Origin of the sequence: Halospeciosus flavus (assembly GCF_029814175.1) — an archaeon.
Taxonomy (GTDB): Archaea; Halobacteriota; Halobacteria; order Halobacteriales; family Halobacteriaceae; genus Halospeciosus; species Halospeciosus flavus.
Map to the genome: position 1 here is coordinate 3,016,836 of NZ_CP122312.1, position 12,465 is coordinate 3,029,300.

Consider the following 12,465-nt stretch of genomic DNA (forward strand, 5'->3'; position numbering starts at 1 on the left):
GGCCGTTTCATTTTTCCATACGAACGTAGTATGGAATAATATGGTAGACTGGTCTTCGACCGACTTCGCGAACAACATCGACGACGTCTTCGACCGAACCGTCCTCGGCGCCGCGTTCGTCACGTACGCGGCGAACTCCATCATCGACCACTTCCTCGCTATCTTCGTCTCCAGCGAAGTCGTGACGTTCGTGGCGTGGGTGACCATCTTCTTCCTGTCCACCCTCGTCTTCGCCTACTGGAGCAAGATCATGGGCTGACTACCCGAGCGCCGCCAACCGCTCGACCGCGTCGTCGAGTGCCGACTCGTCGTCTTCTCGTAGCGCGCGCCCGACGTCGCGGGCGGCCGCGACCAATCCCTCGATTTCGTCCAACGAGACGTCGCCGTCGAGTGCTTCGACGCGCCGGACGTGGTCGTCCAGGCGTTCGAGCACGGCGAGCACGTCCGGGTAGTCCTCGTCCTGTGCGTCGAGCCACTTCCGGACGTCGTCGCGGTAGGCTTCGACCGCGCTCGCGTAGGCGAGTCCGCGGGCCGGGCGGAGGGTGTCCGCGACGGCGTCCGTGTCGGGTCGCTGGCCGCCGTCGGCGCCCCGGACGAGCGTCAAGAAGTAGTACTCCTCGTCCTCGTCGACGTCGAGCGCGCGAGAGAGGTCACCGGCGACGTGACGAAGTTCCTGGGCGGCGAGGTACTCGTCGTCGAGTTCGAGGAGGTCGCCACCGCTGACGAACCCGCGTTCGCGGACGTACTCGCGTGTGACGTCGACCGCTTCGTCGGCGGCGTCGCGGACGGGGCGGTTCGCCGCGGCGGTCCGCACGTCCGAGAGGTCGAACTCGGGTGCGTGGTCCGTGTGGCGCTTCCGGCCGTCGTCGACGCCGACGCTGAACGCGCTCCCGCACTCTGGACAGGTCACCTCGCCGGTGTCGTAGTACGACCAGCGTGTCCCACACTGCTTGCACTCGCGTTCCCCACGAATCTCCATGCCTCGGCGTACGTCGCTACGAGTGAAAGGTCCCGCGGAACGGTCGACTCACGTCGGACCGGACGGGTCGTCCATCTCGACGACGACGCTCCCCACCCGGCGGACGTACTCGTTGACGTGGTTTCCGTCGGAGCGGTAGCGGGTCCGCCGTTCGAGGAGTCCTACGTCGGTCAACAGCCGCGTCTTCCGGTAGCAGGTGGGCACGGTGATGTCACACGCCGTCGTGAGTTCGCCGACGGTCACCGGCCGTTCGCCCGCCACGCGGAGGATTCGCCGACACGGGTCGTCGTCGAGCGCCGCCAGCACGGCTGCCGGGTCGACGGATTCGCCCCCTCCTTCCCCCTGTGCCTCCATCGGGTGAATCGTGATCCGCATCGACACGTCGACGTAGGATAGTGACACCTACGTTCGTAACCCCTGTACGAATTGGGCGCCGGTGCGATCCGGTCCCAAACTGTTGAGGGAGCGGCCGCACCGATCTGCCCGACCGTAACACTTTATCCGTCTCGCCGACCGTAGTGTGAACCACGATGTCCACTCACGGACTCTCTTCCGAGGATAGAGGAAGTCGCCGCGAGGCGGCTGGGCGCGAAATCGGCGGGCAGTAACCAAACTCCCACCGCAGACGCGACCGGCGACGCCGTTCTACTCGAACTCGACGGCGCGGTCCACGAACTCACCAGAGCCGAGGCCGCCGCCCTCCGCGAGACACTCGACGACACGCTCACCGGGCGCGAGGAGTTCCTCCGTACCGCGGGTGTCCACCGTGAGGACGGCAGTTACGTCGTCGAGCGCCGTGGAGCCGATTCCGCGGGCCACCGCAAGGTGTTCGAGTGCTTCGACGCGCTCCGACGCCTGTACGACCGGCTCCCCGCGACGTTCACGGCCGACGACCTCTCGGCGACGGGATTGACCGGCGGCCGTCGGCACATGGTGTTACGCCACTTCGTCGAACACCCGGCCTTCGACTGCACGCTGTCGAAGCGCCAGCCACTGACCGCGCGCAAGGAGGGGGTCGACCGGTCGGAGCGGTAGCCTTTTTCTCGCCGCCGAACCTGGCTCCAGGTATGTCCGAACACCCCCACCCCTCGACGTTCTCCATCGTCGCGCGCGACCCCGAGACCGACGCCGTCGGCGTCGCCGTCCAGTCGAAGTTCGTCAGCGTCGGCTCCGTCGTCCCGTTCGCGAGCGCGGACGCGGGCGCCATCGCCACCCAGAGTTTCGCGAACGTGGCCTACGGCCCGGACGGACTCGACCTCCTCCGCGACGGCTACGACGCCGAGCAGGTGATCGAGGAGTTGACCGCCCACGACGACCGCGCCGCCGAACGGCAGGTCGGCGTCGTCGGCCAGGACGGTTCGGTCGCCGCGTTCACCGGCGAGGAGTGCTTCGAGCACGCCTCCTCCCTCCAGGGCGAGAACTACACGGTCCAGGGCAACATCCTGGCGGGTCGCGAGGTCGTCGAGTCGATGGCCGACGCCTTCGAGGCGACCGAGGGCGGTCTCCCCGAGAAACTCATCGCCGCGCTCCACGCGGGCAACGCCGCCGGCGGCGACAAGCGCGGCGAGCAGTCCGCCGCCCTCTACGTCGCGAAACCCGACGGGGGCTACGACGGCGGGAACGACCGCTGGATCGACGTCCGCGTCGACGACCACGACCACCCTATCGACGAACTCGAACGCGTCTTCCGTATCTACGACGTGACGCTCCTCGAACGCGAGGAACCCGAGGAGATCCGCGACCTCGACGGCGAGACGGCCGAGGAGGTCCTCCACACGCTCCGCGATTTGGACCTCTACGAGGGCGAACCGAGTGGCGAGTTCGGCGAGCGCGAACGCGAGGCTCTCGAAGACTTCCGCGGGATGAACAACTTCGAGAACCACTCGCTCGACGTGCTGGAGGACGCCATCGCCCGCGGGTGGGAGCGTTCCGAGGGTGACGGCGAGGAGAAACTCGTCAACGCCATCTGGCACGGATTGTCGCGGTTGGAGCGGGAGTGACGAGATTCGGAGCGTGCGAGCGAAGCGAGGGAGCGAGAATCTCGGAAATGGCGACCGAGAATCTCCGACCCGACGCCCTGATACTCCTCGACGCCTTCTGTCGAGGTATGACTCGTTCTCGCTGGACGCGACCGCTCCCGGAGGCGGTCGCCGTCGACGACCCGACCGCGACGGTCACGCGCGTCGTCGGCGAGCACGAACTCGACGGTGCCGAACGCCACCGACGCTACGAGGTCCGCCTCCCGGGCGTCGTGGTCGCCGAGTCGGCCGTCCGGACGCGGGGTGCCGACCTCGAGGTCTCCGAGGGGAGCGGCGGCGTCCGACTCGCCGTCACGGTTCCCGACGGTGCCGGCGTCGCACGCGTTCGCGTCCCCGTCTCGCCGCACGACTGGGCCGCCTTCCGCCTCCCCGGCCCCAGTTTCGGTGAGCAGTGTACCGCCGCACGCCGGGGCGACGAGGGCGCCGCGGCGGCGGTCCGCGACGCCTTCGCGGACCCGGTCGCGCTCGCACTCGCCTGCGGGGAGTTCCTCGACGCCGAGGCGCTCGTGGACTTGCTCGGTGTGCTCGCCGCCGGCGACGGCGCGTTCGCCGACCGACTGCACGGCGCTCGCTACGACGTCCTCCGGAGTCTCGCCGTCACGCCGGCCGCGGCGGCCGTCGACGACGGGGAGACCTTCGAGCGCGTCGTGTCGGGGCTCGACGACCTCGACGACGTCGGTGACGTGGGCGCCGTCGACGCGCTGGCCGACGTCGTCGCGGTGTGTCACGACACGGTCGCGTCGACCCGGCGGTTCGTCGACGACTTCGGGTACGACCTCCCGGCGCTGGAACGACGCGACGACGGGCGATTCTTCGCGGTCGTCCTCGCACACGTCGTCCGGTGCGACGGCGTCGCCGCGGCGATGGCCCACGCGAACCGCCACGGGGCCGGCGACGTCGACTACGGCGAGACCAAACGCCGAGCGGAGGCGGCCGACTACTGGGAGCGCGGGGCCGCCTGGCGCGCGCTCGTCCGACCGGCCGCCCAGCGGGACCGCCAGGAGTTCGCCTACGTCCTCGCGAACGCCTGTTACTGGTCGGGCGAGACCACCCGGAGCGACTCCCGACTCGAAGAACTCCTCCACGAGGGGGCGGCCGCGGCCGCGGCGTCCATCGACCTCGACTGGATCGAGGGGCGCGCCCGCTTCCAGCGCCACCGGGCCGCGGGCCACCGCCACCGGAGTAGCCGTACCTACGCGCTCGCGCTCGACCGGTTCGAACGTGCCGAAGCCGTCGCCGCCGAGTACGACTTCCTCGACCCGGGCGAGCCACTCTTCAGCCGGACCATCGTTCGCTCGAATCGCCTCGCCCGTCGCGGCGAGGTGGGGCGCGCCGTCGACGTCCTCGAAGACGGGGCAACTCGCGTCCGCGAGTGCGACGTTCCCGAGGAACGCCGCGAGGAGATGCTCCACCACCTCGACGGGCAGCGACACGAACGATTGGCTCGGCTCACCGACGAGGACGACGCGACGTCGCGACGCGAGCACCTCGAAGCCGCCGCGGACCACTACCGGGCGATCGACTTCGAGCGCTCCGCGGAACGCGTCGAGACGAAACTCGACGAGACGGACCCGTTCGCCGCCGCCGAGGCAGACGCCGACGACACGGAGTACGTGTCGCGAGCACGCGGGAGCACGCGTACCGCCCGTCCGAAGCGAGAACGGGGCGTCGCGCCCGAAACGGTCCCCGACCTCGACGACTACCTGACGGAACCCGCACCGGACGCCGTCGGTAGCCCCGACCCCGGCGTCCTCCCGGACGAGTGCGGTGGCGACCCGCACGCGTCGCCCGGGCCACACGATTCCCACGACCCGTACGCGGACGACGTCGACGACGAGTGGTACTGACCCGACCCCAACCCCGCCCCCGTCGGCCAACTTACTTCCCGATTCGTTCCCAACGCTCGCCTATGCGCGACGAAGAGGAAGTACGCGAGCAGTACGAGTTCCTCGTCGAACAGCTCCAGAGCGAGGAGATGAACCACAAGGGCGTCCGCGAGATGTTCGAACACTACAAGCGGGCGCTCGGGTGGGTGCTGGAGGAGGAGTACATCTAGCGGCAGCAGTGGCACGTTGCGGAAGGTTTAAGTTGAAAGCCACGTTTGTACCACGTGACGCTTCGCTTTGGAGGGCCGAAGCGTCAGCGGGGACCAATTCAGGGCGGCTGCGGGCCCGTTTTTCCCGGGCCCGCATCCACTTTCCGTTGCACTCACGCTCCGTAGTCACTTCTCTCGTCGTTCGGCGCGTGCACCGACGTCCAGCGCCGCCGCTGGTGCGTCGAGCGTCCGAAGAAAGAAACCGGGAGTCGAATCGGCCGTCTACCAGAGGAACATCGGCCAGAAGAAGTAGAACAGGAAGCCGATGAGTCCGGTGAGCACGGCGGTCATCACGAGGTTCAGCACGATACCCGCGCGCACCATGTCCTTCTGTCGGAGGTAGCCGCTCCCGAAGACGATGGCGTTGGGCGGCGTCGCGACGGGGAGCATGAACGCGAAGGAGGCGGCGACCGCGCCGGCGACCGAGAGGAAGACGGCCGCGGCGACCTCGGTGAGACCGAGCGTACCGGCGAGCACGCCGCCGAGGCTGATGAGCACCGGGACGATGATGGTGGCCGTCGCGGTGTTCGACGTCATCTCCGTGAGGAAGATGACGAGGAAGACGACGGCAGCGATGATGACGAGGATCGGCGCACTCGTCAGCGAGGTGAAGATGGACTCCGCGATCCACTTCGTCGCGCCGGTCGTCGCGAAGGCGCTCGCGAGGGAGAGACCGCCGCCGAACAGGAGGATGGTCCCCCAGTCGATGTCGACGAGGTCGTCCCACTCGACGGTGTCAGCGAGGACGAGCGCCGGGATGGCGTAGAGTGCGACCATGACGTAGTAGAGCAGCCCCTGGTGGCCCTTCAACCCGAAGAGCGTCATTCCCTTCCCACCGAAGAGCGTCGTGTGGACGACCTCGGACATGTAGGGCTTCACGAACGTCTCCAGGCCGCCGGCGACCCACAGGACGGCAGTCGTCGTGAAGATGATGGCGACGCGCTTCCCGCGGGGGCTGAGTTCGCCCTCCTCTTCGAGGTAGCGTGCGGCCTCCTGACGTGCGTCGCCCACGTCGTCGATTTCCGGCGGGAAGAGGACGTACGTGAGGAGGAACCAGACGATGGGCAGCGTGACGACCACGATGGGGAGACCGATGAGTAGCCACTCGGCGAAACCGATCTCGTAGTCGAGCATCCGGCTGAGGAACCCGGCGACGACCGCGTTCGGCGGTGTCCCGATGAGCGTCCCGACTCCACCGACGCTGGCGGAGTAGGCGGTCCCGAGCAGCGTCGCGATCTGCATGTTGGAGAAGGGTTCGTCCTCGCCCTTCTCGGAGATCTCGTCGCGGCCGATGACCTGCGCGAGGACGCCGAGCGCGATGGGCGTCATCATCGCGGTCGTGGCCGTGTTCGAGACCCACATCGAGAGGAACGCCGTGGCGAGCATGATCGCGGCGATGAGCAGTCGCGGCGACGCGCCCATCTTCGTCATGATCCACAGCGCGATGCGGCGGTCGATGTCGTACTTCTGCAGCGCGTTCGCCAGCATGAACCCGGCGATGAAGAGGAAGATGAGGTGGTCGGCGAAGGGTGCCAACGCGTCGTCCATGTCGGCGTACACGCCGAACGCGGTGAGCAACACCGGAATCGACAGTGCGGTCACGGCGAGCGGAATCGCACCAGTCACCCACAGCGTACCGGCGAATACTAGCGTGGCGACGGCGTACTTACCGGCGAGTCCGAGTCCGCTCGGTGTGGGTGCGAGCGCGATGGCGACCGTCAGCGCGACGGCGACGAGGAACGTCGCGACTCTCCCACGAGGGCTCGTTACGTCGGGTCGTATCATTGATACACAGTCGCATTTCGGCCAGTGACTTTAATTATTGTCGATTACTTCCGAATACCGTTACGTGTGCTAACACGTTCGGCGTCGAGCGCCCGTCCTGCCCACGAACGAGCGCGTACTGACGACGATCGTCGTCGTCACCGGTCGGCAGTGGGGCCGCGTCAGAAGTGTTCGAGGAGAACGGAGACCTGTTCGGCGTCGAGTTCCGCGGCGTAGAGGTCGAATAGTTGGCGGAGTCGGTCGTCACTGAGTGCGCGGTTGCCGGACTCCAGCATCGAGACGTGGGCTTGCAGGATGTCGTCGAGTTCGCGCTCGACGGTCCGCTGTTCGTAGTCGGCCGCGACGCGGAGGAGACGCCACGCACGCGGTGAGACGTTGGCGAGTCGGACGTCGCGAGTCTCCATCGACCCGGTATCGCGGGTGCGCCGCTATAAATCTTCGGCGCTGATGTCGAGTTCGCCGCCGCCCGTCGTCGACTCTCCCTCGACCCACTCGAGTTCGAACTCGAGGCTCAACTCCGAGGGACCGCCGTCGTGTTCCCGCTCGGCCTTCACCTCGAAGGTGACCTGCTCGGGTGGGTCGACGGAGAGTTCCTGTTCGCCCGACGTGAGCGTCAGCTCGCTGCCCCGTTCGAGCCCGTCGGCGACGGTTCGGAGGTAGTCCGCGACGGCGGCGCGGTCGATCGTCGACTCGGTCTCGAAGAGTACTTCTTCGACCATACCCGACCGAAGGTATCCCGCGGAAATAAACCCAGCCCCCGGTTGGTTTCGTTCTTGTTCGACAAAAATCATGAATCGAGTGTCCTCTACTCGGCGCCACGCTTATTATACCCGGCCGTATAGCGGTTCGTGGGCTTCGATATATGCACGACCTGACAGGGTTCCAGCGAGACCTCCTCTACGTCATCGCCGGGATGGACGAACCCCACGGGCTCGCCATCAAGGAGGAACTCGAGGAGTACTACGAATCGGAGATTCACCACGGGCGGCTCTACCCGAACCTCGACACGATCGTCGACAAGGGACTCGTGGAGAAGGGACAGCTCGACCAGCGAACGAACTTCTATACGGTCACGCGTCGGGGGCGACGCGAACTAGAGGCACGGCGGGAGTGGGAGAACCAGTACGTCGACTTCGAGTAGACTGAAGTTCTCGCACCCGCTGTCGTCACCTATGGTCAGTTCTCGGACGGCCACGGCGCTCGTCGGCCTCCTCGCGAGCCTCGCGATCAGCGTCGTCGCCTGGGTCTACTTCGACACGCTGTTTCTCTTCTTGTTCGTCCCGTTCATCCCGTTTCTCCTCTCGCGCGGCGGCGAGACACCCGAACAGCCGCCGGTCCGGGAGTGTCCCACGTGCGGATTCCGGACGCGCGACCCGAACTACGACTACTGCCCCCGCGACGGGACCGAACTCGACGTCGTCGAGGACGCCGGGGACGAAGAGTGGCGCTTCGACTAAGTGTCCTCGTCGGCCGCGTCGTCGGGTTCTGACTCGGGGTCGGCCGGGGAGCCTCCGCTCACGTCCTCGGGGTCCGGGTTCGGACTCCCCGTCGTGACGAAGTCGCCGACGGCCTCCGGTTCGATGGGTTCGCCGGCGAGCAACTCGGGGAGGACGAGTCGGACGAAGTGGACGAGGAAGACGAGCAGCATCGGCCCGAGGAAGATCCCGTACCACCCCCAGACGAGCGGTCCGAAGATGTAGGCGAGCATCACCATCCCGAGGTGGAGGCTCCGTCCGGAGACGTACGGGCGGAGGACGAGGTCCGGGATGACGTCGACGACGACGAACGAAATCGCGAAGAAGAGGAGGGGGAACCACAGCGTCTCCGGGCCGGGACCGGTGACCGAGAGGTAGCCGAGGTAGCCCGCGAGCGGGAAGTAGACGAGTTTCATCCCGACGACGGGAACGAGGCTCGCGACGCCGGTGAGCAGGCCGAACAGCGTGGGGTAGGGGATTCCGGGAGCGACCGGCGCGACGTAGTCGAGCGCGCTGTAGACGACGGCGCCGATGAGCGCGGTCATCGCCGCGTTGAGGATGTTGCCGAAGAAGATGAGCCGGAAGTCGTGGTCGACCGCGCGGGTGTAGGCCTCGACGACGCCGTCCTCGTCGGAGAAGCGGCGACGGAACCAGGCGTGGAGTCGGTGGTCGTCGCGGAGGAGGTAGAACCCGATGGTCAACATCACGAACAGGTGGAGGGCGGCGCTCCCGACGAAGCCGGCGTACTGACTGACGCTCCGGACGAGTTCGCCGATGGCCTGCATCGTGTTCGGTTCGGCGAGGAGCGCCTGTGGGTCCTGGATGTTCTCCGCGAGCGTGATGTAGGGGCCGAGGTAGGGTTCGAACTGCCCGAGGTCGAGACCGCGACGCTCGATGACGCGATTCAACTCCTGCAGTGCGATGGCGATGGTGTAGGCGACCAGCAGGAGGGCGGGTAACGCGAGGGTGAAGATGGAGACGGCGGCGGCGAGGCTCGCCGGCCGGATGCGTTTCTTGAGGCGTCGGTAGACCGGCCGCGTCGCGTAGTAGATGAAGATGCCGAAGACGAACGTCCCGACGAACGAGTAGACGATGTAGACTAGCGCCGCCGCGAGCACCGCGGCCATCGCCCACCACCCGACCCGCGCGCGGTCGAGTTCCCAAGGTGAGGAAGCGGACATACCACTACAGGGAGGTGGCGAGCGCAAAAGCGTTGGCCCCGACGGCTGTGTCGAGACTCTCCTTTACCCGTATCCTTTACCGGAGTCCGGGGAGAAACACTCGAAAAGTGCCTGGGGATTTCCTCACCGCCGCGCCCATCGACAGCCGGGTGGTCCGAATGGCCCTCGCCGTCGCGCTCGGACTCTTCTTCGGGCTGGAACGGGAGTGGTCCCAGAAGGCCGCCGGCATCCGGACGTTCGCGCTCATCAGCGTCCTCGGCTGTGTCTTCACCATCTACGATGGGGTCCACTGCCCCGACGCCGCGACGGTCGCCTGCCTTCCACTCCTGACCGCCGTCGGCGGTTTCTTCGTCACCGTCCTCGCGGGCATCCTGATGTACAGCGGCGTCCACGACGAGGAGCGGAGCCTCCACCTCACGACCGGCGTGAGCCTCCTCGTCGCCTACGGCGTCGGTGTGCTCGTCGGCGTCGGTGAGGTGCTCCTCGCGACGGTCGTGACCGTGGCGAGTTCGCTGTTGCTCGTCTTCAAGCGCGAACTCCACGGCTTCGCGTGGGGGCTCTCGCGCGAGGAGATCCGCTCCAGCGTCGAGTTCGCCATCCTCGCGTTCGTCGTCTACCCGCTTCTCCCCGCCGGGAGCACGGCTATCGACGTCGGCCCGCTCTCGGTCTCGGTCGAACCCCGCATCGTCTGGCTGATGGTGGTGTTCGTCGCGGGCATCGGCATCGCGAACTACGTCGTCGTCCAGACGTACGGCGGCCGTGGTATCGCCGTCACGGGGTTCTTCGGCGGACTCGCCTCCTCGACGGCCGTCGTCGGGACGATGCTCGACCACGTCTCTCAGCGCTCGGAAGCCGCTTCCTACGCCGTCGCGGGCGTCCTGCTCGCCAACGCGGCGATGGCCCTCCGCAACCTCATCATCGTCGTGGTGTTCACCCTCCCGGGTGGACTCCTCACGGAGGTCGTCCCCGCCCTGGGCGTCGTCGTCGTCGGGAGTTTCGCCGTCGCCGCGCTGACTGCCGACTGGTCCGAGCAGGTCGACATCGACCTGGAGAACCCGTTCTCGATGCGGAACGCGCTCGGGTTCGGGGCCATCTTCCTCGCCATCGTCGTGGTCGGTGGCCTCGCACAGTCGGAGTTCGGGAACGTCGGCTTCTACGTGACCGCGTTCGTGTCGGGACTCGTCTCGTCGGCCGGGGCGACGACCTCCGCGGTCGTCCTCTACCGGACGGGCGAACTCTCCGCCCGCGCGGCCGTCTACGCCATCCTCCTCGCGACCGCGTCCAGCGTCACGGTGAAGGCCGCGCTGGCCGTGACTAGCCCGAACCGGGAGTTCGCCCGGCGGATCGTCTTCTGGAGTCTCGTCCTCCTCGTCGCCGCCGGCGCGACGGCGCTCCTGCTGGTCGGGTAACATTTGCCGCGATGAGAACGAACGTCTTTTGGTCCGGCCGGTTCCCCCTACCGACATGGACCGGGAGACGGCCGAAATTCACGTCGAAGAGATGCCCGGCGAAGCAGCCCGAGAGTGGGCCTCCTACCACCGGGAACACGCCGCGCCGAGCACCTACGTCTACGACTTCGTCTGGGACACGACCGAGGACGCGGTAGGTCCCTTCTGTACCGACGTCGACGGGAACGTCCTCCTCGACTTCACGAGCCACGTCGCGTCGGCGCCGCTCGGCTACAACAACCCGAAGGTGCTCGACCGGCTCGCGGAGTTCGACCTCGTCGACCCGACGAAGATCGCCGGGCAGGACTTCTACGTGAGTTCCGGCGGCACGCCCGAGGCGCCGGACGTGCCCGGTCCCGCCCAGTTGATGGACAAACTCACGGACCTGACGAGTCACTACGACCTCGATACGGTGTTCCTCTCGAACTCCGGCGCCGAGGCCGTCGAGAACGCCATCAAGATCTGCTACGCGCAGGGCGGCCACCGCGGTATCACCTTCGAGGGCGCCTTCCACGGCCGGACGCTCGGCGCGCTCTCGCTGAACCGCTCGAAGACGGCCCACCGCGAGGGGTTCCCCGAGGTTCCCGGCGTCGTCTCCGTCCCCTACTGCGCCTGTGAGGGCGCGTGCGACTGCGGGTGGAAGACCGACGGCCCGACCGGGAACGTCCTCGGCGACCGCCTCCACCCCGAGCGCGGGAACATCCCCGCCGACGAAGTGTCGTTCCTGATCCTCGAACCCCAGCAGGGCGAGGGGGGCTACCGCGTCCCGAACGAGGAGTTCGTCGCCGACGTCGCGGCCATCCGCGAGGCACACGACGTCAAGATCGTCGCCGACGAGATTCAGTCCGGACTCGGCCGGACGGGCAAGATGTGGGGCGTCGACCACCTCGACCTCGAACCGGACGTCATCACTTCCGCGAAGGGCCTTCGCGTGGGTGCGACCGTCGCGAACGCCGACACCTTCCCCGAGGAGAAGGGCCGACTCTCCTCGACGTGGGGCGCCGGCGACATCCTCTCCTCGGCGCAGGGGTACGCGACCCTCGCCGCCATCGACGAACACGACCTCCTCCAGAACGTCCGGGAGCGCGGCCGGCAACTACGGGAGACGCTCCGCGACGAGGCACCCGAGTTCCTCCTCGACGTCCGCGGTCGGGGGCTGATGGTCGGGGTCGAGTTCGACACCAAAGACCGCCGCGAGGCCGTCGTGCAGGCCTGCCTGAAGCGCGGACTGCTCACCCTCGGCTGCGGGCACAAGACGCTCCGGCTCATCCCGCCGCTCGACGTGACCGAGCGCGAGATCGAGATGGCCGTCGACGTGCTCCGCGAGGTGTTCGCGGACTCCTCGGTCACGACGGCAGCCCACTCCACGGAGTCGTCCGAGGACGTCCTGTAGCCGCCCCGCCCCTCCGAATCCGGCAGTCCTTTCCGATTCCGGTAGCGCGAACGACCAGTCTTCCGATTGT

At 67.4% G+C, this 12,465-nt stretch carries 15 protein-coding genes; 9 read left to right on the top strand and 6 right to left on the bottom strand.

Annotated features, from left to right (window positions below):
• The first annotated feature begins 40 nt into the window (after positions 1-40).
• Positions 41-259 (top strand): hypothetical protein, encoded by a 219-nt coding sequence (locus P0Y33_RS15950; protein WP_279528375.1) that lies wholly within the window; start codon positions 41-43, stop codon positions 257-259.
• On the opposite strand, the gene P0Y33_RS15955 is transcribed toward P0Y33_RS15950, so the two are convergent.
• Together P0Y33_RS15955 and P0Y33_RS15960 are read right to left on the bottom strand one after the other, a co-directional pair.
• Positions 260-979, bottom strand: a complete 720-nt coding sequence (locus P0Y33_RS15955) for a DUF7117 family protein (RefSeq protein ID WP_279528376.1) — start codon at positions 977-979, stop codon at positions 260-262.
• A gap of 48 nt (positions 980-1,027) precedes the next feature.
• Positions 1,028-1,381, bottom strand: coding sequence for a winged helix-turn-helix domain-containing protein (locus P0Y33_RS15960; protein WP_279528377.1), 354 nt, complete (start codon positions 1,379-1,381; stop codon positions 1,028-1,030).
• Positions 1,382-1,561: 180 nt separating this feature from the next.
• On the opposite strand from P0Y33_RS15960, the gene P0Y33_RS19165 reads away from it, so the two are divergent.
• The 4 genes from P0Y33_RS19165 (at position 1,562) to P0Y33_RS15980 (ending at position 5,074) form a co-directional block, all read left to right on the top strand.
• Positions 1,562-2,014 (top strand): DUF7528 family protein, encoded by a 453-nt coding sequence (locus tag P0Y33_RS19165; RefSeq protein ID WP_382218373.1) that lies wholly within the window; start codon positions 1,562-1,564, stop codon positions 2,012-2,014.
• A 32-nt stretch (positions 2,015-2,046) separates the two neighbouring features.
• Positions 2,047-2,979, top strand: a complete 933-nt coding sequence (locus P0Y33_RS15970) for a DUF1028 domain-containing protein (protein ID WP_279528378.1) — start codon at positions 2,047-2,049, stop codon at positions 2,977-2,979.
• A gap of 107 nt (positions 2,980-3,086) precedes the next feature.
• Positions 3,087-4,865, top strand: a complete 1,779-nt coding sequence (locus P0Y33_RS15975; RefSeq protein WP_279528379.1) for a hypothetical protein — start codon at positions 3,087-3,089, stop codon at positions 4,863-4,865.
• A 62-nt stretch (positions 4,866-4,927) separates the two neighbouring features.
• Positions 4,928-5,074 (top strand): hypothetical protein, encoded by a 147-nt coding sequence (locus tag P0Y33_RS15980; protein ID WP_279528380.1) that lies wholly within the window; start codon positions 4,928-4,930, stop codon positions 5,072-5,074.
• Between the two features lie 261 nt (positions 5,075-5,335).
• Here P0Y33_RS15980 and P0Y33_RS15985 read toward each other — a convergent pair whose 3' ends face one another.
• From P0Y33_RS15985 to P0Y33_RS15995, 3 genes are all read right to left on the bottom strand, one after another.
• Complete coding sequence (locus tag P0Y33_RS15985; RefSeq protein WP_279528381.1) at positions 5,336-6,898, bottom strand: SLC13 family permease; 1,563 nt, start codon at positions 6,896-6,898, stop codon at positions 5,336-5,338.
• Positions 6,899-7,059: 161 nt separating this feature from the next.
• Positions 7,060-7,302, bottom strand: a complete 243-nt coding sequence (locus P0Y33_RS15990; protein WP_279528382.1) for a hypothetical protein — start codon at positions 7,300-7,302, stop codon at positions 7,060-7,062.
• A 24-nt stretch (positions 7,303-7,326) separates the two neighbouring features.
• The gene (locus P0Y33_RS15995; RefSeq protein ID WP_279528383.1) at positions 7,327-7,617 is read right to left on the bottom strand and encodes an amphi-Trp domain-containing protein; all 291 of its coding nucleotides are present in this window, start codon (positions 7,615-7,617) and stop codon (positions 7,327-7,329) included.
• Between the two features lie 143 nt (positions 7,618-7,760).
• Between P0Y33_RS15995 and P0Y33_RS16000 the strand changes: the two genes are divergently transcribed.
• Both P0Y33_RS16000 and P0Y33_RS16005 read left to right on the top strand, forming a co-directional pair.
• Complete coding sequence (locus tag P0Y33_RS16000) at positions 7,761-8,039, top strand: PadR family transcriptional regulator (protein ID WP_279528384.1); 279 nt, start codon at positions 7,761-7,763, stop codon at positions 8,037-8,039.
• Positions 8,040-8,070: 31 nt separating this feature from the next.
• Positions 8,071-8,355 (top strand): zinc ribbon domain-containing protein, encoded by a 285-nt coding sequence (locus P0Y33_RS16005; protein ID WP_279528385.1) that lies wholly within the window; start codon positions 8,071-8,073, stop codon positions 8,353-8,355.
• On the opposite strand, the gene P0Y33_RS16010 is transcribed toward P0Y33_RS16005, so the two are convergent.
• Positions 8,352-9,554 carry an AI-2E family transporter gene (locus P0Y33_RS16010; protein WP_279528386.1) on the bottom strand — a complete coding sequence of 401 codons (1,203 nt, stop codon included), beginning with the start codon at positions 9,552-9,554 and terminating at the stop codon, positions 8,352-8,354. The two genes, P0Y33_RS16005 and P0Y33_RS16010, sit on opposite strands and share 4 nt — an antisense overlap.
• A 158-nt stretch (positions 9,555-9,712) precedes the next feature.
• On the opposite strand from P0Y33_RS16010, the gene P0Y33_RS16015 reads away from it, so the two are divergent.
• Positions 9,713-10,963 carry an MgtC/SapB family protein gene (locus tag P0Y33_RS16015; protein WP_279530130.1) on the top strand — a complete coding sequence of 417 codons (1,251 nt, stop codon included), beginning with the start codon at positions 9,713-9,715 and terminating at the stop codon, positions 10,961-10,963.
• Positions 10,964-11,018: 55 nt separating this feature from the next.
• Positions 11,019-12,395 carry a class-III pyridoxal-phosphate-dependent aminotransferase gene (locus tag P0Y33_RS16020; RefSeq protein ID WP_279528387.1) on the top strand — a complete coding sequence of 459 codons (1,377 nt, stop codon included), beginning with the start codon at positions 11,019-11,021 and terminating at the stop codon, positions 12,393-12,395.
• Positions 12,396-12,465 lie beyond the last annotated feature (70 nt).